We start from the raw sequence: 23,750 nt of genomic DNA, 5'->3' as shown, positions 1-23,750 counted from the left end.
AGGTTTACTGTTGGTTAAAAGGTCAACAAGCTGGACAAGACTTATACCCTCCCACTCAAATTGGTACGAAAAACTGCTGAATTTCGCGCAGCTTATTGAAATGTATACAGAAAATCATGGACTTTGGTGAGTTCAAACCTATGATAGAGAAGCGCTTAATCCAGCATGAGCACTGAGTAAATGTGCTGCTAAGCCAGGTAACGACAAAATTATGCCAATAACACAAATGACTCTTGTTAAAAGATGGTTCAAGTAAGAAAGCATCATTCCTTTGGTGGAGAAGGTGAACTCGACCTTGAATCCTGGTTGCGCCATGTACAGAAGCTCGCGGGCCTGGATGGTTCTGCGATAGTAACTTTGCGGCGCGCAGCTGAGGTGAGTGCCGAAGCAGAACAGCGCGCAATTGAGGCGGAAAATATCTGGGCTGAGGGCGCTAGCAGTTTTGCCACAGGCCTTGAGATGGCTGAGATTCTCGCCGACTTACAAATAGACTCAGAAGCACTTGTCGCGGCGGTGCTGTACCGTGCCGTACGTGAAAAACGCCTGCCACTGCAAGCTGTGGAAAAAGAATTTGGTGAGCGAGTTGCCAAGTTGATTCGTGGTGTTTTGCGTATGGCTGCGATTCGCAGTCGCAGCGCAGATACCGGAGAAGAAAGCCCGAGTGGTGCGGTAGAGGAACATTCAGAGAATATCCGTCGTATGCTGGTAGCATTGGTCGACGACGTGCGAGTCGCTTTGATCAAACTCGCTGAACGTACCTGTGCCATTCGTGCTGCAAAAAACTCAGAGCCGGCTAAACGCCAGAGAGTTGCTCGTGAAGTGGCCGATGTTTATGCACCCCTTGCCCACCGCCTGGGAATTGGTCATATCAAATGGGAATTGGAAGACCTATCTTTTCGTTATCTTGAGCCGGAAGATTACAAGCAGATTGCTCGCTTGCTGGATGAGAAAAGACTGGCTCGGCAGCAGTATATCGACGAGGTATTGGAGCTATTGCGCTCTGAACTCGAGCGCGCCCATATTGAAGGTGATGTCTACGGGCGAGCAAAGCATATCTATAGTATCTGGCGGAAAATGCGCCGGAAAAATATTGGCTTCTCCCAGGTTTATGATATTCGCGCAGTGCGTATTCTTGTCCCAACAGTAAGGGATTGCTATGCGGTTCTGGGTATAGTGCACAACCTCTGGCGCAACATACCGAATGAATTCGATGATTATATCGCCTCCCCCAAAGAAAACGGTTATCGCTCTCTGCACACGGCTGTAATTGGCCCCGAGCGAAAGGTGCTTGAGGTTCAGATCCGAACTTTTGCTATGCATGAAGAGGCGGAATACGGTGTTTGTGCTCACTGGCGTTACAAGGGCACTGATCTTAAGAGCGAGAGTAAAGATAGCTACGAGCAAAAAATATCCTGGTTGCGTCAGGTGCTCGACTGGCATGAAGAGGTGGGAGGTAACCCACTACAAGATGATTTACGCTCCAGTGAGGCAGATTCACGTATTTATGTATTTACCCCCGGCGGTCATGTTGTAGACCTGCCTCGGGGTGCAACACCATTAGATTTTGCCTACAAGATCCATACAGAAATTGGTCACCGTTGTCGCGGGGCTAAAGTAGATGGCCGAATCGTGCCGCTCAACCACCGGTTGGAGACAGCCAATCAGGTTGAAATCCTCACAGGAAAACTCGAAGCGCCGAGTCGCGATTGGCTCTCTTCGGGCATGGCCTATATCACTACCTCCCGTGCCCGAGCCAAGATTATTCACTGGTTTAAGCAGCAGGCTCGGGATCAGAATATCGCCGATGGCCGCAGTATTCTCGACCGGGAATTTAAGCAGCTGGCGCTGAGTGATTTCGATTTCGATAAGTTGGCAGCCAAGCTCAACATGCATTCCCTAGAGGACCTCTATGCGGCAGTGGGTGCCGGTGATATAGGCGTGGGTCAGGTTCTCAACGCAGCCCAGCGAATGGTGAAGGTCGACAATGTGCCTCGGGTACCATCGCTGACGGCTCCAGTTGCCCGGGGAGAAGGCAAGGCAGATGTCTATATCGACGGAGTGGGTAATTTGCTCACCCATATTGCCGGCTGTTGTAACCCCGTTCCAGGCGATGAAATTATGGGGTATATCACCCTTGGGCGCGGGGTTTCTATACATCGTAAAGACTGCGCAAATATGCTGCGTATGCAGGTTGAGGAGTCTGAAAGGGTACTCCAGGTAAGTTGGGCGGAAAAACCCCGTGAACTTTACGCCGTTGAAATTATGATCGAAGCCTACGATCGCCAGGGCCTGTTGCGGGATGTCACGGTGATGCTGGACAGTCAGAAAATTAATATTACCGCTATGCAAACCCGCTCTAATAAGAACAAGCATACGGTAGAAATGATCGTGACTGCTGAGATCCACAACTTTGAAGAGTTGAGCCAGGTTTTACATCGGATCAATCAACTGCCCAATGTGGCAGCGGCAAAGCGGCGAATTCTGCGCTGAACGTTGAGTAAGGAATAACGTGGAAAAGAATTACTCTGTGGAGGACCTCCTCCACTTGATGGCTCAGCTTCGCAGCCCTGAGGGCGGTTGCCCTTGGGACCTGAAACAGGACTTTGCCAGTATTGTCCCCTCTACGATTGAAGAGGCCTATGAGGTAGCAGAGGCTATTGAGCAGGAAGACTTTGAGCACTTGCACGAAGAACTCGGAGATCTACTCTTCCAAGTCATTTTTTATGCCCAGTTAGGGCGTGAGAAAGACTACTTTGATTTCCCCCAGATTGTTGACACTTTGGTACGCAAACTAGTGCGCAGGCATCCCCATGTCTTTCCAAGTGGAACCCTCTACGGCGACCGATCTGCCGAAGCTCTTGATGAAGCTGAAGTAAAGAGGAATTGGGAGGCGATTAAAGAGGCCGAACGCACTGCCAAAGGGGATGCAGGAACCCTGGCAGGAGTAGCTGTGGGGCTGCCGGCTTTGACGCGTGCAGCCAAATTGCAGAAGCGCGCCTCCCGTGTCGGTTTTGACTGGCCCAATATTGATGGTGTCCTCGATAAGATTGAGGAAGAGGTTGCAGAGTTGCGGGAGGCCGTGACAAATGGGGATACGGAGCATGCAAAGGAGGAGCTGGGGGATCTGCTTTTCTCTTGTGTGAATGCATCCCGCCACCTGAAGGTTGATCCTGAGGCAGCTTTGCGGGGGTGTAGCAGGAAATTTGAGCGGCGTTTTGGTCATGTTGAGTCCAGTTTACACAGTGAAGGTCGGCAAGTATCAGAGGCAACGCTGGAGGAACTGGACAGACTTTGGGACAAGGCCAAAGTTCAGCGGGAGCCCGGTGCTGATAGCTAGGGATCTTAACAGGCTTACATAGAGCGGAGCTTTAAGCCCCTTTTAGTACTCTGTGGTTTGTATGGATTGTGGGGGTATCGGTAGCAATCTTGCCCAATCTGAGGTGTGAGTGTAAGGTAGCGCTCTTTTAGCGCGGCGGCTTTTGGTTCGTCGATAGTATTGGAGGCTTACTGAACATGCGAATTATTCTCTTGGGCGCGCCGGGAGCCGGCAAGGGCACTCAGGCTCAATTCATAACAGAGAAGTTCGGCATTCCGCAGATCTCCACCGGCGATATGCTTCGCGCTGCGGTGAAGGCGGGTACCCCTCTTGGCCTACAGGCCAAGGATGTTATGGACGCGGGAAAATTGGTTTCTGACGACCTGATCATTGCGTTAGTTAAAGAGCGCATTGCCCAGGAAGACTGCGCTAAAGGGTTCCTGTTCGATGGTTTCCCTCGCACCATTCCCCAGGCTGAAGCCCTTCTGGAAGCCGATGTACATATCGATCATGTTCTGGAGATCGCTGTTGACGATGAAGAAATCGTAAAGCGTCTCTCGGGCCGCCGGGTTCATGAAAACTCTGGTCGCGTCTATCACATCGTATACAACCCGCCCAAGGCTGAGGGTGTCGATGATGTGACTGGCGAGGCACTGATCCAGCGTACAGATGATACTGAAGAAACTGTTCGCAACCGTTTGGCGGTTTATCACGAGCAGACGGCACCGCTGGTAGGCTTCTATCGCGAGCTGGAAGCACGCTCTCCTGAAGCGGCTCCCAAGTACAGCAAGGTAATGGGTGTTGGCGGTATGGATGAGATTCGCGAGAAAGTGTTGGAAGCTCTCAGCTGAGATCATCGCTAACATTTTTTAAAAGCCCCCACTTGGGGGCTTTTTTGTATCTCCAGAAGTGATATAGAGCGAGTTGATCACGGCGGTATTGGCCTGGCAGTATGCGCTCTTCCCTGCCTGATAACTGGCAGGATTTCTTGAAAGGATAAGATTTCTAACGGGGCGGTTTATGTCTACGGCAATAATTTTGATGAATTTAGGTACTCCAGCTGAGCCTACACCTACAGCAGTAAGAAGTTTTTTGCGGAAATTCCTTTCAGATCCGAGGGTTGTCGAGATACCGCGGCCAATCTGGCTGACCATATTGAATTGCTTGGTACTGCCTTTTCGTCCACAACGTATTGCCCCTGCCTATGCGGAAATATGGAATAGCAGTGCAGATGAAACAAAAGTGGAAGGATCGCCGCTTCTCTACTATACGCAGAAGCAAGCAGAGCTGTTGCAGCAGCGTTTAAAAGCAAAAGGTTGCGATGTCGCTGTTGAATATGCCATGACTTATGGTGAGCCCCGCCTCGACAACACCATAGAAACTCTGCGCGAGAAAGGTTTCGAGTCTTTTATAGTGCTTCCCCTATATCCCCAATATTCGGCTACCACAACTGCAGCAATTTATGATCAGGTGGCGCAAATTTTTCGCAATAGTCGCGATATTCCGGATATTTCTCTGATTCGAGATTATTACCAAAATCCGCTCTACATAAAATCCCTGGCCAATTCAGTAAAAGAACACTGGGAAAAAGCAGGGCCAGCGGAAAAATTGTTACTTTCATTTCACGGTATCCCAAAAGCCAATGTTGATAAGGGGGACCCCTATTATCGCCATTGCATGGAAACCGCACGGTTATTAGCGGATGAACTAGAAATCAGTGAGGATAAGTGGCAAGTCACATTTCAATCGCGCTTTGGTAAGGCAGAGTGGTTGCAGCCATACACCGATAAGACTCTTGTTGAATGGGGTAAAACAGGAGTTAGTAGTGTCGATGTAATTTGCCCGGCTTTTTCTGCGGATTGCCTGGAAACATTGGAAGAAATTTCGGTAGAGAATCGCGCTAATTTTATTGATGCTGGGGGCAGTGACTACCGATATATTCCCGCATTAAATTTACGTGAGGATCATATAGAGGCGCTTGCGGGAATTGTGCAAACTAAGCTCAATGGGACAAAATAATTTCTACCAAAGTGCTAAAACGGGACCCAAAAGTGAAAATTGATAAGAAAAATATACTTTTTTTATAAAAAGTTTCTCATTTTTCGCTTTTTTACTTGCAATGCCGGGTATTTTTATTAACTTTGATAAAGTTGTATCGAAATAGGCGGTGCGGCGCTCTGCATAAGTAATAAAAACGGCCGATTCCAGTTTTTATTCGATAGCTAAAAGGCAATGCTGCCGGCACACTTTTGGATGTACTTCTTCTTTCAGTGAGGAGACAAGGGATGGCAAGAGTAGTAAAAAAAGGTACACGCGCGAAACGAGCAACTAGTGCGACCGCAGCGTCGCCAGCGGTCGTGAAAGCGCAGAAGGCGGTAGATTCAGCGACCAAATCGCTGGATGCGCAAATGGACCGTGTTGCTAAGGCTAAGGCTCGAGCGCAGAAAAGTAATGCGGCAACAGCGAAAACTTCGCTGGCCAGTGCCAATAGTAAGGCAAAGGATTTGCGCGCCAAGCTGGCAGCGGCAAAGATGGATCTTGCCAAAGCTAAGGCTATGGATGCCGTACATATGGCTGAAGCTGCTGCAAAAGAAAAGGTGGAAAGTCTCTCTAAGAGCCTCTCCAGCAAAGCAGATAAAGAGTTAGCTGCCGCACTCAAGGCATTTGAAACACGCTGGGTAAAAACCAAAGAAAAGGCTCATGCCAAGAAATTGAAGGCTGCTGAGAAGAAGGCTGAAGCTAAGGTTAAAGCAGCTGCAAAGAAAGCTGCCGCTAAAGTTAAAGAGTTAGAGAAGAAGGCTAAAGCCAAATTAAAAGCCGAAACTCAAAAGGCCAAGAAGAAACCTGCAGCCAAGGCCACAGCAGCGAAAAAGCCCGGACGCCCCAAGAAGGTCGCTACAGCGACGGCGAAAAAAGCCGGCCGTCCAAAGAAGGCAACTTCAGCGGCTAAGCCAGCAAAAAGAGTCGGACGACCCAAGAAAGCGACTGCGACAGCAGCTGCTAAGAAGGCTCCAGCCCGTCGCGGCCGTCCACCGAAGGCTGGTGCTGCCCGTCGAGGTCGGCCACCGAAAAAGGCCGCCTAGGGTCATATATATGGGCTCAACGATGTGAACTTTGGCAGGCTCCTCATAAACCCCGGTTAGTCCGGGGTTTTTTAGTTGCGGGTTGCGATATTGGGCATGACTCCCCTCCGCTCCCGTGCCACAATTCCCTCCCTTTTTTATGACCAGGATTAAGAACGCTGTGAAAATACTTGCCCTGGATACAACGTCGGGCGCCTGTTCTGTTGCTCTCATATCTGATGGCCAGCTGATTGAGCGTTTTGTACAGGCAGAGCGCGATCACACCCGTCGCCTTTTGCCAATGGTGGATGACGTTCTCGCAGAAGCCGGCATAAAGCTGGCAGGCCTGGATGCTCTTGCTGTCAGCCGCGGGCCGGGGTCATTTACTGGTCTCCGTATAGCAATTAGTAGTGTGCAGGGGTTGGCTTATGCTGCAGATCTACCAGTGGTTCCGGTTTCCAGCCTCGCAGCCCTAGCACTTGGAGCTCGGCGATCGCACCCGGACTGGGGACAGTCACCGGTCGTGGCAATGCTGGATGCTCGTATGCAACAAGTATATTGGGGGGTTTACTCCAGTGACTCTCCCTGCGATAGCTTGATCCCGGAGGCGGTACAGAACCCGGAGGAGGTTCTGCTGTCTTTAGAGAAATCGGAGATTTGTACTCCGATCTATGGGGCGGGCCCGGGATTACATTATGAGGCTTTTGAAGGGGCGTTATTGGCTGCCGTTGATCAAGCCAGTCTCATTCACGCTCGGGATATAGCGCAGCTGGCAGTACCACTATGGGAGCAGGGTCATACAGTGACCGCTGAAGAGCTTGAGCCTGTTTATTTGCGCAATGAAGTGACTTGGAAGAAAAGACAAAAAATCCGATCTTAATAACACATGGAAACATTTCAGATTGTAATTTTGGCCCTGATACAGGGGCTGACAGAGTTTCTGCCCATCTCCAGTTCCGCGCACTTGATCTTACCTTCTGAGGTATTGGGTTGGCAGGACCAGGGGCTGGCCTTCGATGTTGCTGTTCATTTTGGCTCTTTACTGGCAGTAGTTTTCTATTTCCGCAAAGATATTTGGGTGCTGATTAGGGATGGTCTAGGAGGATTTACGGATAAACAATTTACCGATGAGGGGCGGCTGGCCTGGTTAATTGTTCTCGCCACTATACCTGTGGGACTGATAGGCCTGGTATTCAAAGGGTTCATAGAAACTCACCTGCGTTCAGCCGGTGTTATCGCTGCTACGACTATTGGCTTTGGTATTTTACTCTGGTGGGCTGATGCAAAGGGGCGCAGGGTCGAATCTCTAGCCCAGTTAAATTGGAAAAAAGCACTTCTGATTGGCTTATCACAGGTGTTGGCCCTAATCCCTGGCACCTCCCGCTCTGGTATCACAATGACTGCTGGTTTGATGCTTGGCATGAAGAGAGAGGCTGCAGCGCGCTTTTCGTTCCTGATGTCTATTCCTGTTATTGCCCTCAGCGCTATTTTGTTAACGATTGAATTACTTGCGCTGGAAAGTGTTCCATGGAATGACTTGCTGCTTGGTACCGTTTTATCTTGTATTAGTGCTTATTTGTGTATTCATTTTTTCCTTCAGTTTATTAGCCGCATTGGGATGGCTCCATTCGCGATTTATCGCTTGGTTCTCGGTGTAATACTTATTTGGATGGTATGGGGGTAGAGGAAATGGCAACAGTTGCATTTATTGGCTTGGGGGTGATGGGATATCCCATGGCGGGGCATCTTTCTAATGCTGGCCACATGGTGCGAATTTACAATCGCACTGTTAGCCGTGCGGATCAATGGCTACAAGAATATGATGGAGAGAGCTTTGCAACGCCCGCTGAAGCCGCAAAGGGCGCGGAGGTTGTTTTTGCCTGTGTAGGCAATGACAACGATCTCCGCCAGGTGGTGACAGGAGAGCAGGGGGCATTCACGAGTATGGGTGACGGGGCTTTGTTTGTAGATCATACAACAGCCTCTGCCAATGTTGCTCGGGAATTGGCAGTTGCAGCCAGCGAAAAGGGAATCGGTTTTCTGGATGCACCTGTCTCTGGAGGCCAGGCCGGCGCTGAGAATGGTGCTTTAACGGTTATGTTTGGGGGAGATAAGGCAGACTTTGATAAAGTGCAACCTCTTATCGACTGTTATGCGCGGGCAAGCAACCTGATGGGGCCAGTAGGTAGCGGCCAGCTGTGTAAAATGGTCAATCAAATTTGTATCGCGGGTGTCGTTCAGGGGCTTGCTGAAGGTTTACATTTTGCCAAGGCAGCTGGCCTCGATGGAGAGCAGGTTGTCAATGTGATATCCAAGGGGGCGGCACAGAGCTGGCAAATGGAAAACCGCTCAAAAACTATGTTAGCTGGCGAGTATGACCACGGTTTTGCTGTGGACTGGATGCGTAAGGATTTGGCTATAGTCCTTCAAGAGGCACAACATAACGGAGCTTTACTGCCCGTAACTGCCCTGGTAGATCAGTTTTATAGTGAGGTACAAGCTATTGGTGGTGCTCGTTGGGATACTTCCAGCTTGTTTGCACGATTAATGAATGTGCGCTCTTTCGATTAATCCCTCCAATCAATAGTTACCGGGGTTAAGTTTGATCCCGGTGCCGCTTCTTCTTGTTACTATTTAATGAAAGTTTTATTACTCTCCGCTTATGATGCGGACAGTCACAAGCGTTGGCGTAAAGGGCTGGTAGCGGCATTTTCTGATTGGCAATGGACCGTACTAACCTTACCACCGCGATACTTTAGCTGGCGAATTCGCGGTAATAGCCTTTCCTGGGGCCGAGGGGAAACTGCGCAAATATTGAAGCAGCGTTGGGACCTTATTGTTACAACCTCAATGACCGATCTAAGTGCCTTGCGCGGTTTAGTTCCCGAAATCGTTGGGGTGCCTACAGTTGTATATTTTCATGAGAATCAATTTGCTTACCCAGTGAGCTCTGATGCGTTTCGATCGGTAGAACCCCAGTTGTTGAATATTTACACGGCCTTGTCCGGTGATCTGGTCTTGTTCAACTCTGAATACAACCGCAGTACCTTGTTAGGAGGAGTAAAGAAATTACTCAAGCGCTTTCCTGATTGTGTTCCTCCCGGAATTTGTGAGGAGATTGAGGAAAAGTCGCGAGTTCTTCCTGTGCCAATAGAAGACATCGTTTTTGATAGTGCGAAAACTGAAGAGGCCTTTTCCTGGAACTCCTGCACAGAGAGCATTTATGGGGGCGAAATAGATCAAGATACTTTGATTATCAGTTGGGCGGCCCGTTGGGAATATGACAAAGGCGCGGACCGATTGCTGGATATCCTTCGGGGCTTGAAAGCCAGAAATGTTAAGTTTCTCGTTAATCTAATGGGGCAGTCATTTCGTAATAGCCCTGCTGAGTTTGCTCAAATACAAGAAGAGTTTGCCGACCATTTATTGGTACTCGGGTATCTTGAAAGCGCTAAAGACTATCGTCAAGTACTGCGACATAGCCATATATTCCTTTCTACGGCTTACCATGAATTCCAAGGCTTGGCGGTGATGGAAGCAGCTATTCTCGGTGCGACTCCACTGGTGCCAGATGAACAGTGCTACCCAGAGTTCTATTCCGAAAACTTTTGTTATTTAGACTGTAATGATGCAGTAAAAAAGCTGGAATCAATGTTTTTGTCAATTCTATCGGGTTCAAAATTAAAAAAAGTTGATTTAAGTAATTTCTCAGGGAAAGTGATTTGGGCAGAATATAGGAAGCAGTTCTTAAATCTGGTTCAGAGTTAGGCCGGCTACTATAGAAGGCGGGTTTATAAAGGCTCCCAAAGTTATTGGTGAGTAAAAGCAGCGCCCTGAAAATTTCTAATCAGGGCCTGTTAAGCGAAATCCTAGCTAATTGGATACATGATCTATTGCTTTCAATAGCCCTTTATCTGGGATGTTACTGGGAAGAATACAAGAAGGAATATCTGAATGGCCAAGATTTTTACCATAAAGTAAGTTGCAAGCCATAATCTTGTGGCCCTCAGTTGTAGGGTGTACCGGGTCTCCAGTTGGGACAATATTTTCTTGGTCTGCTAAGAAAATATTTTTGGTATTGGAGGCCTCTGATAGTGACTTCCTGATTTTTTGATTATAAAAGTCCGTACAGTAATTTTTCGGATCTTGTCCGTCTAAATCACTTCGACGAGGGATAGTTGAAATTACGAATGCAATTTTCTCAGTTGGAATATCTATGCTCTCAAAATAATTTTGTATTCTATCTGTTATTGATATGCCTTGAATATTATTGGGTGATGATATTATCTTACTAACGACCATATTTAGCTTCTGGGCGGATTCACTATTTTCTTCTATAGGAAGGCTACAATCAATCGCATTATTCATGCTAAGGAAGGTGATGTCGTTAGTCCCGAGCTGTATAGGTATGACAACGCTATCCTCAGAGGTTATATCCCGCGTTAAATTGCAGGCTTGATTAGTGAGCCAGCCAGCACTAGTTTCGCCCTCCCTGCACATTTCGCTGAGAAATTGATTGAAGTTCTTGATGGAATTGAGGCAGTTGGTGAAATTGTAGCCAGGGGTGATTTGATGGCCTATCGGATCAAGATAGCAAAGTAAATCGCTGGTTGTAGCTCCAGGTATCCCAGAGTGCCAGTAATTCTTGGTCTGTTGAGACATATCATCAGGGCCTGTTGGTCCAGTAATAGTGCCAATCGTTTCTAGTTGTTGTCCATTGTATTTTAGAATTAGCTGCTCACTGGTAGATTCTTGATCTATAGGAAAGATTGAGTTGCCATCGGCTGCTTGGACAAGATAGTCCCAGATCTGGCTACGAAACCCGTTTGAATTATAAGGGAGTGTTGTCATGCCGTAAGTAATCGAATCACCAATAAACCATAGCTTAATACTGCTACTATCTGAATATTCATTGGGCTGATTGGGGGGCTGATTGGGGCGCTGAATAGGTTGTGAAGATTCTGTTGTGAGTGTACCCGTGCAGTTGCCAATTATAATTGGTGGGGTGTTTTCTCCAGAGTAATTTGCATTAAACCCAAAAGCTCGGGCCTCTCCTGCCGGAATAGATGATTCACTAGTAACAGTTATAGTCCCGTTACTTTCTGTGACTTGTGCATTCCAGAAGTGTGTGATTGACTGGTTACCTTGCCAGTTCCACTGTAGCTGCCATTTATCGAGAGATGTCTTTCCTTTATTATAAATAACCACATTTGCCATAAAGCCACTTCCCCAATCGTTTTGCACTGCATATTCCACATTACACTGGCCTGAAGGTTCACTGGGTTCTTCCGGTATAGTAGGGGGAGTGTCAGGTTTGGGCTGTTGTGGTGGGATTTTCGATGATTCAAACCATTTTAAGGCATAGGCTCGAAATTCACTTTCTGACGGAAGGGAGGAGTTTTCCATATAATAGTTATCTAAGAATGCTCTCGCGTCCTTATAGTACTCCTGGTGAGTCTTATAAATCTCCTTTTTATTACCATCCTTGTCAATCAGCCAGTAGCCAGTGAATTCATTGATCCAGCTATCATATTCATTGTCATACATTTGCCAGTACAAAATAAATGGAGCACCCCACTGGAGCGCCGTTTTTATTACATTGCGTGATAGCATATCCTGGGCTTCGCCAGAGCGGGCTCCCCAATCCTTAAACCAGGACTCTCCGTAACCATATTCGCCAATGAAAACCCGCTTTTCAAATGGCAGCCCAGATTTTTTTGGAAGATTTGAGTTGATAAATTCTAGAGCCGAAGTCAACTCACTATGTAGAGTGGCAAAATCTGAATGCTTTTCTTTGGTAGTGAGATCGTAAGCTGAATAAGACACCAAATCTACATTAGTATGGGGAAGTACGGCATTGGTTATCCGTTCTTTGCCCTGCATTGCAGATTCAACCCTATTGACCTCAATATAGTGATATAAGTTAACGTCAGAGTGGGTGATATTTGCTTTGGCATCGTCAATGGCTTCTTGTCGAATATTGACCCAGTCAATTAGACCCTGTAAACGCTTAGGAGGGATAGTTTCCTGACTGTCATCTCTAGTACCATCAGTTTTTTGAACCAGGTTCCAATCGCCTTCCCAGTGCCCAATCATAAATGTCTTACCGGAGCCGTTATATTCAGTTAGTAAATATTCAGCCAACGAATAAATTTTGTCATATTGCCACTTTAGCTCTTCTTCACTCATTCCTTTGTTATCCATCCAGGAACCGGAGTCCTCGACCCAAAACATGTAGATGGAGAAATCCATCCCCAAGACTTGCTGAAATTCTGGTATTTCTTCCAGCATTCGCTTGAATTGATAGTCGAGTCCAGAGTTACTTAGCTCGCTATATAGGCTCGGAGAAAGGGCTATCTTGAGTAAGTTAGAGCCCATTGAGTAAATGGCTTCAGCACTTTCAACAAGTGATCCCTTATCTGTAAATGTATACCTAGGGTTTATCGTTTGAGTGCCTAAAATAAAATTGTATTGTGAAAGGGGGTCTAACAGGTCTCGTGAAGGTGGGGGCGGATCTGGTTTATTGATGGTGTTGTTGCAACTAGCGTTAATATGAGCAGGCGTCTTTTCACCACCCGAGTAGCGAATATTAAAACCAAAAGATTGGGCTTGGCCAACGGGTACTCTTACATAGCCTTGTTTTCCAACTACAGAGATCAGGTTTTCATCCTGGGCTGAAGTAGCATTCCATATATGTGTGACTTCTTGGTCTGAGGGCCATTGCCATGAAAGTTCCCAATCACTTACTGGCTCGGTACCTGTATTACGTACAACCACTGAAGCCATATATCCGCCTTCCCATTCGCTCTGTATCGTCATTTGTACATCGCACTTTTGACCGGCCAGGGATGGTAGGGATAAGAAGGTCAATATAGAAAAAACTGAGAGGGTGAGAAGTTTAGCGTGCATTATTTATGTATCTATATGGATTACTGCAGAGGAGTCAGATATTGATAGCTACATAAAGTTCACATATTTATAGTCAGGGGCGTCAAATGCTAAAAGGGCCGATTATCAATGTTATTCAACTTCCACCTTATTTCCTGTCAAGACAACTTTGAATGTTAAGTACAGGTGTTTGCCTAATTAATTGCTAATTTAATTGTTTTGTGAACAAGAGGTCAAACCATGGAATATAATTGGAAACTGATTGAGTGCTAATTTTGAATGGCGAAAGTTTTTTACATTTCCTCTCTAAACGTAATTCAAATCCCCTAATCTATCCTTTCTTTACACTCATTTTTAGATTGTACTTGCTTGATTTGTAAATATTTAGGTTTGCTGTAGTTCAGAAAACCTTCGCATATTTAAAATTATTTTGCTTTCGACTCTAAATTAACGGATTTATGGCGGGTAATTACTCTGCGGGTGCTACCAAATACAGCCAGTTAGGGTATTCTGAACATGCGTACTAGAGCTGTACTCTCAGTTCCAGTGTGCTGACAGCAGGGAGGTTATGGCTACTATGTGTATTTTTAAAATAATAAAGCCGCTTTTCAGGATGAGATAATAAAAGTCAAGATTACATTGGCTAACTATCTAGAGAGCCGCGTTCGAGTTGATCGGAAGTAGCTTATTCAGATATCAACTTTCAACGAAAAGGATACGCCTTCACTTCTGTGAACTGGCGAATGTACTCCTGCGTGTATAGATTCTGGAGAAAAAATGAAAATAATTAATGGTTACGTCATTGCTTTAATAGTATTTATTGGAGCTTCTTCCACTGTTAAAGCATCTGACTGGCGTGTTGGTGTTGGTAAGTATGATATAACTGGCCCGGCAGCAGATGTTGGAATGGTAGGATATGGAGAAACGGGGCAGACAACCAAGGGAATTCATACCCGTTTATGGTCCCGCGCATTCATAATTTCTGATAGCTCTGAAAATGAGCGTTTGGTATTCGTATCAGCAGATTTGCAAGGTATTCCGCAGGGCGTGAAGCAGGGTGTCGTAGATAAATTAAAAAATCTCTATGGTAATAGTAAGTACACCGAAAAGAATGTAATGCTGACTGCTACACATACCCATGTAGGTCCCGGGGGGTATGATCATTATGTCATGTTGAATATGAGTGCTCTCGGGTATGCGGAAGATAACTATGACGCTATTGTTGATGGTATTTTTCAGTCAATCGTTGAAGCGGACAGTGGACTAACTCCAGGTGACATCTTTATTGAGCAGGGGATCTTGCTCGATACTAGTATCAATCGAAACCCAGACCCTTATTCAGCAAATACTGATGCAAGCGACTATCAATACGATACCAATAAAACCATGACCCAACTCAAGTTGGTCGATGCCAACAACAAAGCACTGGGAGTTATTAATTGGTTTGCAGTACACAATGTCTCTTTAGGAACAGGGCAGCGGCAACTTAGCGGGGATAATAAGGGGGCGGCGAGTCAGTTGCTCGAGTCTTGGGCTGCCGAGCAGGGTGCTGCAAGTCAATTTACTGCGGCATTTGCTAATAGCAACTTAGGTGATGCGTCTCCGAATATTTGTGGCCCTAGGGATGGATGCGGAAATTCTGAGTATGAAAGTTTGCTTTTATCTGCTGAAAAGCAAGTTGCAAAAGCTCAGTCTCTTTACCAATCAGCTACTGTGAAACTTGAAGGTGGATTAGATTATCGACATCAATATATCTATTTCCCTGGCTATACCGTAGCAGGTGAATTTACCGGTGAGGGGCAAATAGATATTTGTGAAGGTGCTGTCGGCTGGTCATTTACAGCAGGATCAACCTGGGATGGTCCCAGCAATATTGATGGTATTTTTGAGGGAATGTCTGTTGAAAATGAGGGGGTGGATTGGGATAGAGATATGGGACTATTCGAATCGGCTATTAATGGTTACCCCCTTTTTGGCCTGATGAGTGCATTCTCTGCAGCCGCAGTATATGAGGATACTCAGGATGACCCCTGCCAGTACCCCAAACCTACATTTGTAGAGCGTGAGGTAATAGGCCAAGCACTTTATACCCCTTACCTACCTTTCCAAATGTTTCGCATAGGCTCACTTGTTTTGGTCGCCGCCCCGGGTGAAATGACGACTATGGCAGGCCGACGTCTTGAGGCTGAAGTCTTGTCAGCTTTTGAAGGAAGCGGTGTAAACACTGTGGTGATTGCCGGTTTGGCAAATGCTTATTCCGGTTACATAACTACCCCTGAAGAGTTTGATAGGCAGCACTATGAGGGAGCACATACCATATACGGCCCCAATACCCTTGCAGCCTATAGACAGATTTATACCGAAATGACACACGCTATGGTCAATGGCGTAGATATTACTGCAGGGCCTACTCCGAAAGATCTGTCTGATGACCAAATCATTAATGTAATTGGAGTTGTTTATGATGATAAACGCCTATGGGAGTCTTTTGGTCAAGTCTGGGATGATGTAGGTACCAGCTACAGTGCTGGCGATACTGTATCTGTCACTTTCCGTTCTGGCCATCCCCGAAATGACCTGAAGACTGAGAGTACGTTCATTGAGGTACAGCGTAAAGTTAATGGTAGTTGGGAAACTTATCTTACCGATGATGATTTGGATACACGCTTTATTTGGACACGAGATACGGCTATTGATTGTATGGCCTGTTCATTTGCTGAAGGACAGTGGATCATCGGAGATGATGCGCCATCAGGCACTTACCGAATAAAGCACTTTGGTAACTGGAAGAGTGGTTGGACTGGGAAGATTTCCAGCTATTCAGGTAAATCGAGCAGTTTTACTGTTAGCAATTAGAGTTCATCACAAATCGGCTGGATAATCTAGCCGATTTGCATGTCGATACTTGTAATAGACGTGATATGTTCTACCGCTGAATCATTATTAGGTGTTTATTATACATTTGAGCGAATACTATAAATTACGGCAAAAATTTAATAGAGTTCAAGTGTTCTCTTTGAGATTAGTTTATCACCCATAACTTCAAACTATATTTAATGTCGCTAAATGGTACTTTTTTGTCAGAATATGCTGCTATATATCGCTTGTCTGTGATTTTCTTTCTTTGATCCTAGTCAAATTTACTTGCACTATATGCAGTGTACTCTCCTGTAATCGTTTTCTCCTATCTCAACAATACAAATTAAGTTAGCTTTCACCTAATTTCTAGCCACTCCGAAAGATGGTGGTATGTTAGGTATCTTGGAGGATTGGCCTAGTAGCTATTAGATAGGGATTATAACTATTTCGTTTAGATCATTTGAAAAGTCTTTAAATGTGGATGAATTATGGCTTTCCTATTGGTATAGCTTTTGATGTTGCTATTTTGACTTTTAACATTTTGCTTGTGATATTGAAGACTTGAATGTGAATCGAGAGCTTATTGCTCCCGGCGTTGAAACACGCACTACTAAAATTCACACTCATTGTCAAAATTTTGGACACAGAAACTGTTCTTGGTTCAGGCGATTTTTTAATACCGATGTAAGAAGGCTGAAATGTATTTCTTCGTCTTTTGAAAGAAAAATCGTTCAAGTAGAAGTGATTATGTAGAAGATGGGCACCTGGTTTAGGTGCCTCGAATGGATTCGTTTTTTGATGACCGTAGAATTGTCGGTCAGCGGTTGACAGGATTTAACTTTTGATACAGCTCTATATCGAAAACTCTCAGGGCTCTCGTTATGCGGTGAGGCCTGGATGGATATGCCAAACAGGTCCCTCTAGAAAGATTGATGCTGCTGAATTATTGAGGATGTTCGATACTAACACTCTTCAGTTAGTATATGACCAGTACCTTGGCTTATACACAACCTTTGCGCCAGATATAGACCCTGAGCAAGAGCGTCCCCCATCTCAATCGCGATTAAGTAATGTGCCTGGCTATCTTAATGAGCGGGATAAAGCCATTTATCTGGCATTGACTCAGGATCAACTGATTATTGAAGAGGCCCCACTGCCATATTCGGCATTGGGGGATCTACAAACAGAGTTGGTTGCTAAGATTCGTATGGGCTTGCAGCAAATTATTACGCAGGAAGTTGCAGATAAGGCTTTTATTAGCCAGCAAACTGATTGGAGTTGGGTGAAGCGTGTAACAACTGTAAAAAAGAAAGTAAAAGAAACTGACAGTTCTGTGTGGCGCTTATCGATTTGGTCAAAGAGTGCTGTTGATGTTGAGAAAATAGTAAGTCCAGCACGTCAATCATTTGAGTTTAGCTCTGCAGCAATCAATTATGTCTTATATGAAGAAACTCCAGAAGAAGAAGCTGATGAATGTGTAACCTCCCTGTATCGAGGTGTGATTGATGTACTAGGTTTTAATCCCAGTTCTGTTTCAAAAAAGCAGCTCCGCTTGAGTTTCAACATAGCTGAGGTTATTTATAGTGACCCAACTCTTCGGGGAGCAGTTTTTCATTTTGCCCAGGACTACATCAAAACACAACATAGCTTGCAGCACACAAACTTAACTGCAAGTGGTACTTTTGAGATCATTTTGACTATAGCACTTGCGGCATTGACTGAGGGAGATGTAGCTATAACATCCTTAACTAAGAATAAGCACTTAGTGAATGCTTTCCGTAATATTGGCGATTTAATGTTTGATTTTGCCAGGACAAAAAAGCAAAGGAAAATACTTGCTAAAAATTCAGGATATCCGACAGTAGGCAAAAGCACTGCTGTATCCGGAAAGAAAACCCCAAAAATAGCTGCACCCCGAAAAAATAGTCGAAATTTAGTGCAAGTCAAAGTGGGTAACGAGCTGCGAGAAAATAAAAGGGGTAGAGAACAAGCTTTCACAGTGCCCCATGATGTAAAGTCTGAATTTTATAAGATAAATTGTGTCAGGGATTATTCATATGATACTGATAACCACATTAGCGAAGTAGGTGAAAATTATAACTCCGATATATGTCAGAGCGATAATGTTACTGGTGAAGTAACTAGGTCTGTAAATCTAAAAACTGGAGAGGTTCAGTTTACTTTAGAAGATTTGGTATTGGAGGGGGCACTACCCTTATCGGTAACTCGTACCTATCGCAGTAGTAATTCAAGAAATTTCGGATTGGGTTGTGGCTGGACTCATACATTTAGCGAGCGCTTGGTTTGGCGTCCAGGCAAACCCATACTCTTCTTTGATTCTGAAGGTAGAATAATTAGCTTGCCAGCTCCCGGAAATAGCTCGCGCAGTCATAATATTTATGAGAGATTAACTCTCACGCGAGTAAACGATGAGCATTGGATCATTACGACATATGGAATTTCCAATGGAGCACAAAGACATTTTAAAGCTACTGGTGAAACTGGTGCGTTAAAGCTCGCTGAGATTCGGGATGATAACGATAACTTTTATTTATTCAACTACTCAGGGGAGTATTTAAGATCGGTCGAGAGTAGTTCCGGTGAAATTTTATACATTAGCTCGCTTGATGAATCTCCTGAAAGTCACCTTATAAATACTTTGACAAAAGAAAATAATTCGGGAAGTTCTGAAGTAGTAGCTCAATATGTCTTTGATAGTGAAAATAATCTGACTGAAGCTGTAGACAGTGTTGGCAATAATGAAAAGTATGTTTATCACAAAGGCCTTATTAAAAAAAGAACTTTAAAAACTGGTTATAGTTTCTATTTTCAGTGGGATGCTGAGGGTAGTTCAGCGCATTGTATACGGCAGTGGGGGGACCCTATTGGCGAAAAAGCTGCTTACAGTTATCAATTTATCTGGGAGGAAAGTGGTCACGGAGCAACGATGTGTGACACGAGAGGGGGACGGCAACGTTTTCACTTCAATAATCGCGGATTACTCACATTCCATCAAGATGCTGAAGGTGGAGAAACGTGGTATGAATACAGCGATCTAGGTCACGTTACAAAAGTACGGCTACCCAGTACTGATGGGACTATACGTGAGGAGTTATTCCGATATGACAATCAGGGTCGCTTGACCGAGAAGATAGATGTGGCCGGTAATAATTATCAAATTGAATATAACAATGAAGGTCTCGCGACAAAGTATACTGACCCATCAGATAGCAGTTGGCAGTATAGTTACAATAAAAAAAGACAGCTGGTGGTAGCTGAAGACCCGCTTGGCAACCAAGTGAAATATGACTATACCTCTGCTGGCATGATTAATTCTATTAGTGACTCATTAGGTAATGTTACGAGTTATCTGTGGGGAAGCAGCAATAAGCTAATAAGAATAAGTTGCCCCTTCGGACGATCTATTGATTGTAGATATGATGTTGATAGTCGCACGGAATTGTTAACGCCTGCTGAGACGAAAGAGGCTTCTTGCAAGAATGAGGATCAGGGTCGGATCAATGTTAAGGTTGCTCAAAAAGATACAGATATTCAGTGCAGATTTAACCAGCATGGATTAGTTTCAGAAATATTAGATAAGGATGGGAATTATACGCGTTATTCTTATAACGCACTCCATCAAATAAAGAGCAAGACTAGTTCCAGTGGCAGTCAATTAGAATATCATTATGATGGAGAGGGCAATTTAATTTGCCTTATAAATGAAAAGGGTGAGTGTTATCGGCTGAAATATGATCTCAATAACCGATTAATAGAAGAGGAGGATTTCTATGGCCGTGTTACCCACTATGCATATAATGTCGCTGGGCACTTAGTAAATTCTACGGAAGTAATTGCTTCTCAATCAGGCATTGGTATCGATATCTACTTTGAACGTGATTTGCTGGGCCAGTTAATAAAAGAAACTACGCTAGAGGGCGTTAATAGCTTTAGATATAATTGCCTAGGGCAACTGATCGAAGCTAAAAATAATTACTGTAGTCTGAAGTGGGAATATGATGCTAGTGGTCGTATTGTAGCGGAATGGCAAGATGATAGTAAGCTCAGTTATAAGTATGATATTTCAGGTAATCTTACGGCAACTTCACTATCCAGAAAAGAAGATGTTAAATTTATCTTTGATCATTCTGTGGAATCTGAGAATTCACCCTTCTCCTCAGTAAATGGAAATTTCAATTCTTTGTTGATAAAAACAACCGAAGGGTTGAAACCTCTGGACAATTATGATCCTCAGGTTTATGTGCAAGGCTTTATTGTCAGTAAGTTTGAAAGGTCAACTGATACAGTTACAAATATTTTGAATTTATTGCCGAATAGTAGCTGTTCACTTGCCATAGTTAATCATTCCGGCAAGGTTAATAAAAATATCTTTAATGTTCATAACTTTTGTAAGAGTGATTCAGATCAGTTTCTTGCCTTCTTAATTTATGACCCCGCTGATAGTCTCCTAGGTAAGCTTAACTCGACGAGTAAGCTTGATAGTCAGATTCCTGGCAAAGAAGTTATTGAGAATAGAATCGTTGATAATGGCAATATATCCCGTGGTTATACCTCTTCTACAGGTCGTGTTGAAGAAGTTGGAGGGGAGGGGGCACAGAGGATTCGATACCATTATAATTGTCAGCAAAAGTTGATAAAAATAGAAAATCTAAAAGTAGAAAAAGGTGTAGAGAAATTTCAGGATGTGATTCGGTATCAATACGACCCCTTGGGGCGATGTGTAAGAAAGGAAAATTATGATGGTTGTGTCAGATTCTTTTGGTCTGGTGATACGCTTATTCAACAGCTTAAGAATGACGATCAAAGTAAATGAAGTATTATTTCGTAAAGGCTTATAAGTTGTCTGTGATATAGGGGGTTAACTCGAAAGCTTGAATACGTTAATTTTCGTAAGTTTTTACAGCAGTATTGCATTTTGAGATAAATCATATTCAGTGCTTCTTTACATGAAGACAAGTTGCTGTCCTTTTTAGCTTATATAAGTCTATGCGGGTTAAATTGCTAGATAGGGCTTTCGGCAACATAAAGGGCAATAGCTTTAGTGTGTTATTTTCCATAAATAATAAAAACTCACTTTCTGAAGTCTTGGCTATCCTGCCAAGGTTGTCGGTAGTCATTGCTTATCCGCCCTGGAAGTAGCAGATTACCATGCGTAGCCTGAAGCCTATCTATATTTAATAACCCTCGAAAGTCCCAGCTATGGGGCTCAGCACCCAACCGACTGTAACAATATGTTAGAGAGCTTACTAAGCCTGAGGTTATTTGAGTCGATAAATTATTTAAATTTCTATGAGATCATCAATATTTTGATGCTCATATGAGCGAATAAGTAAGTGGTACGGCGGTGCACTTCTTGCGGGCTTTTAGGTCGTTATACGATAGAGCGAAGGCTTTAGGCGATAAATGTGAATTTCTTTTGTTTCTTGCCTTGAATCAATTCATATTAGCTGAGATGAATAGGGCTTTAGATATTTACAGCTCCTTTTATTAGGAATGATTATCTTTTTCCTTTAATGGCGTTAGGTCTTTGAAGTGGCTCTTCTGTTGATGTGGCTGGGTAGTGTTTCTTAGTTGTAATTATTGGCCGCAATCAAAGTTTATTTGGCAGGATGCAGGGCTGTTTCATATACGACTATATATTCCGAAAAAAAATATCGTTATTACTTTACAGAATAGAAAAAGCTGGTACCTTAGGGTCAGGATTGCTTAATTATACAGGATTAACAGTTTGTGATATTGGTTCTGAAGGTGCCTTATTAAATAGCATTTTTATGTATATGGATGATGAGAGTATGGCTGATGGATAGTGTGTTTGCCTGTAGTCTCTAATTGGGGTAAGAATCATCGTGTGATCAATTCTCACTATTGGGTAGTAGCCACCTGGTATATTACTCAGATCAAGTGAAGAATTAACTTATTAGTAGTGTTTCCAGTTAATCTGGATTTTATTTAGGTTTTATTCAGCTTCCGCTATGGCGTTTTTTCACCTTCCTCTGAGGTGGTTGGGCTACCCAAGATAGTATTCCTGAAGTTTCATTTAATAAGTTAGTAATCCGCACAGTGATTTTTGAGTTTGGTATATAGTTTTACGCTTATTCTGCAATTTAAAATGAACTGTAAAAAGAAAGTATCTATCGTATTTTACCCTGGGGCACACTCATTAGATGTAATGGGGCCCGCAGAAGTGTTTTCACTGGCAAATCAGCAGCTAAAGGATAGGGGCTTTAGTTGTGATGATCAGTATGAGGTTGAATTCTTAGCCGAAGATGGAGATACCAAGGAAATCTCATCAGGTTTAAGGATATGCTCAGATAGATGTTTTACTGATTCAAGAGGAATTCATACTCTCCTTGTGAGCGGTAATCTTAATGCTGCTGATGATTTGAATATCAGTGAATGTTTGAGTAGATGGCTTTCTCTTCAGTCTGGTTTAGTTAAGCGCATAGGCTCTATTGGCAATGGAGCTCTGATTCTCGCAAAAGTAGGTTTGCTAAATGGTCGGCGTGCCACTACCCATTGGAGATATATTGATCAGCTGAAGAGATTCCCAGAAGTGGATGTCGATTCAGAATCTGTATTTGTCAAAGATGATTATATATATACTTCTGCAGGTGTTAGTGCGGGGGTTGATATGGCTTTGGCAATGGTAGAGGATGATTTTGGTCGGGGTATTGCTTTAGCTGTTGCTCAATTAATGGTCTTATATCTCAAGAGAGATGGAGATCATAAACAGAGTAGCACTTATCTTATGAGCCAGTTAAAGAGTGATCGTTTTTTAGAGCTGGTGCAATGGATTCATAGTAATTTGGATAAAACTTTATGCGTTAATAGTCTCGCGGAAAAGACATCTATGAGTCCGAGAAACTTTGCTCGCTGCTTTACTCGGGATATGGGAGTAACTCCAGGTCGATTCGTTGAGAAAATTCGCATTGAAAAGGTTTGCCAGCTTTTAGCAACTCAAGCGTTAACTCAGGAGCGTATAGCTACTATCTGTGGTTTTAAGTCTCAAGAGCAGCTTAGAAGGGCATTTCGCCGAAATAAGGGTATGTTGCCGAGGGAATACCGTCGAAAGTTGTCGTGAGATAATTTATGGGACAGTCTATTCGGTAGGGCTGTCTCATTTTCAGAAAAGATATTTTTATCCTTGGATACAAATATAAATAACATTTTCTGTTAGAGATTTTTGTTCTTCTTACCTAATTCTTGCTTGTCTTTCATTTTGTAGATACCTCCACTAGATTTGCATTTGGGAAAAATCTTTTAGCTAGCTTTTTATTCTTACTCGATAATTTACACAGCTTGATTCTCTCCATTATATAACCTTGCTAGGGTTGATTGAGTCGCTCCCATGAATAGGAATTAATTTGTTGTGTTAACTAGAAGCTCCAATTTTCACCGGTAGACTGCGAGCTTCTCGGTCTCTATTAGGACCAGGCCGGTAGCAATTGGTAAGTGATATAGCATAAAATCATATCCCGATATATATAGGTGTGGCGAAAAAATAGTGATAGATTTGCGGCTAAATAAAATTAGACCCATGAACGGAAGCCCTTTAGTGGTGTAGATATTCTGGGAATCTAATATTGTTGGTGCGTTGTGGGAGT

Annotated in this window: 13 protein-coding genes; 12 read left to right on the top strand and 1 reads right to left on the bottom strand. The window is 44.0% G+C overall.

What is annotated here, in order from left to right; all coding sequences use genetic code 11:
• The first annotated feature begins 243 nt into the window (after positions 1-243).
• From relA to ACJJIZ_RS17660, 9 genes are all read left to right on the top strand, one after another.
• On the top strand, positions 244-2,490 hold the full coding sequence (gene relA / locus ACJJIZ_RS17700) for a GTP diphosphokinase (protein ID WP_444911202.1): 2,247 nt from the start codon (positions 244-246) through the stop codon (positions 2,488-2,490).
• A 19-nt stretch (positions 2,491-2,509) separates the two neighbouring features.
• On the top strand, positions 2,510-3,337 hold the full coding sequence (mazG, locus tag ACJJIZ_RS17695) for a nucleoside triphosphate pyrophosphohydrolase (protein ID WP_444914316.1): 828 nt from the start codon (positions 2,510-2,512) through the stop codon (positions 3,335-3,337).
• Between the two features lie 176 nt (positions 3,338-3,513).
• Entirely contained in the window at positions 3,514-4,167 is a 654-nt protein-coding gene (gene adk, locus ACJJIZ_RS17690; protein ID WP_282931972.1) for an adenylate kinase, read from the top strand.
• Between the two features lie 169 nt (positions 4,168-4,336).
• On the top strand, positions 4,337-5,335 hold the full coding sequence (hemH, locus tag ACJJIZ_RS17685; RefSeq protein WP_444914315.1) for a ferrochelatase: 999 nt from the start codon (positions 4,337-4,339) through the stop codon (positions 5,333-5,335).
• A gap of 266 nt (positions 5,336-5,601) precedes the next feature.
• Complete coding sequence (locus tag ACJJIZ_RS17680) at positions 5,602-6,399, top strand: hypothetical protein (protein ID WP_444914314.1); 798 nt, start codon at positions 5,602-5,604, stop codon at positions 6,397-6,399.
• Positions 6,400-6,559: 160 nt separating this feature from the next.
• Positions 6,560-7,258 (top strand): tRNA (adenosine(37)-N6)-threonylcarbamoyltransferase complex dimerization subunit type 1 TsaB, encoded by a 699-nt coding sequence (tsaB, locus tag ACJJIZ_RS17675; protein ID WP_444897996.1) that lies wholly within the window; start codon positions 6,560-6,562, stop codon positions 7,256-7,258.
• A gap of 6 nt (positions 7,259-7,264) precedes the next feature.
• Positions 7,265-8,062 (top strand): undecaprenyl-diphosphate phosphatase, encoded by a 798-nt coding sequence (locus tag ACJJIZ_RS17670; RefSeq protein WP_282931976.1) that lies wholly within the window; start codon positions 7,265-7,267, stop codon positions 8,060-8,062.
• Between the two features lie 5 nt (positions 8,063-8,067).
• Positions 8,068-8,949, top strand: a complete 882-nt coding sequence (locus tag ACJJIZ_RS17665; RefSeq protein ID WP_444897995.1) for an NAD(P)-dependent oxidoreductase — start codon at positions 8,068-8,070, stop codon at positions 8,947-8,949.
• A 66-nt stretch (positions 8,950-9,015) separates the two neighbouring features.
• Entirely contained in the window at positions 9,016-10,146 is a 1,131-nt protein-coding gene (locus tag ACJJIZ_RS17660; protein ID WP_444914313.1) for a tRNA-queuosine alpha-mannosyltransferase domain-containing protein, read from the top strand.
• Between the two features lie 105 nt (positions 10,147-10,251).
• On the opposite strand, the gene ACJJIZ_RS17655 is transcribed toward ACJJIZ_RS17660, so the two are convergent.
• Complete coding sequence (locus tag ACJJIZ_RS17655; RefSeq protein ID WP_444914312.1) at positions 10,252-13,287, bottom strand: cellulose binding domain-containing protein; 3,036 nt, start codon at positions 13,285-13,287, stop codon at positions 10,252-10,254.
• 756 nt (positions 13,288-14,043) lie between these two features.
• On the opposite strand from ACJJIZ_RS17655, the gene ACJJIZ_RS17650 reads away from it, so the two are divergent.
• The 3 genes from ACJJIZ_RS17650 (at position 14,044) to ACJJIZ_RS17640 (ending at position 23,227) form a co-directional block, all read left to right on the top strand.
• A complete protein-coding gene (locus ACJJIZ_RS17650) occupies positions 14,044-16,122 on the top strand; it encodes a neutral/alkaline ceramidase (RefSeq protein ID WP_444914311.1) in 2,079 nt (692 codons plus the stop codon).
• A gap of 844 nt (positions 16,123-16,966) precedes the next feature.
• The gene (locus ACJJIZ_RS17645) at positions 16,967-20,959 is read left to right on the top strand and encodes a DUF6531 domain-containing protein (RefSeq protein ID WP_444914310.1); all 3,993 of its coding nucleotides are present in this window, start codon (positions 16,967-16,969) and stop codon (positions 20,957-20,959) included.
• Between the two features lie 1,296 nt (positions 20,960-22,255).
• A complete protein-coding gene (locus ACJJIZ_RS17640; RefSeq protein ID WP_444914309.1) occupies positions 22,256-23,227 on the top strand; it encodes a GlxA family transcriptional regulator in 972 nt (323 codons plus the stop codon).
• Positions 23,228-23,750: the final 523 nt, after the last annotated feature.

This window comes from Microbulbifer maximicatervae (SeqCode) (assembly GCF_052467225.1).
The sequence above is the reverse complement of the archived record's forward strand: the minus strand, read 5'-3'. Positions and strand labels throughout refer to the sequence as shown.

Bases quoted from the DNA above. Each gene is read 5' to 3' on its own strand.
- ACJJIZ_RS17680 (WP_444914314.1), top strand. From the start codon at position 5,602: ATGGCAAGAGTAGTAAAAAAAGGTACACGCGCGAAACGAGCAACTAGT.
- ACJJIZ_RS17640 (WP_444914309.1), top strand. From the start codon at position 22,256: ATGAACTGTAAAAAGAAAGTATCTATCGTATTTTACCCTGGGGCACAC.
- ACJJIZ_RS17670 (WP_282931976.1), top strand. From the start codon at position 7,265: ATGGAAACATTTCAGATTGTAATTTTGGCCCTGATACAGGGGCTGACA.
- ACJJIZ_RS17665 (WP_444897995.1), top strand. From the start codon at position 8,068: ATGGCAACAGTTGCATTTATTGGCTTGGGGGTGATGGGATATCCCATG.
- ACJJIZ_RS17660 (WP_444914313.1), top strand. From the start codon at position 9,016: ATGAAAGTTTTATTACTCTCCGCTTATGATGCGGACAGTCACAAGCGT.
- adk (WP_282931972.1), top strand. From the start codon at position 3,514: ATGCGAATTATTCTCTTGGGCGCGCCGGGAGCCGGCAAGGGCACTCAG.
- hemH (WP_444914315.1), top strand. From the start codon at position 4,337: ATGTCTACGGCAATAATTTTGATGAATTTAGGTACTCCAGCTGAGCCT.
- relA (WP_444911202.1), top strand. From the start codon at position 244: ATGGTTCAAGTAAGAAAGCATCATTCCTTTGGTGGAGAAGGTGAACTC.
- ACJJIZ_RS17655 (WP_444914312.1), bottom strand. From the start codon at position 13,287: ATGCACGCTAAACTTCTCACCCTCTCAGTTTTTTCTATATTGACCTTC.
- ACJJIZ_RS17650 (WP_444914311.1), top strand. From the start codon at position 14,044: ATGAAAATAATTAATGGTTACGTCATTGCTTTAATAGTATTTATTGGA.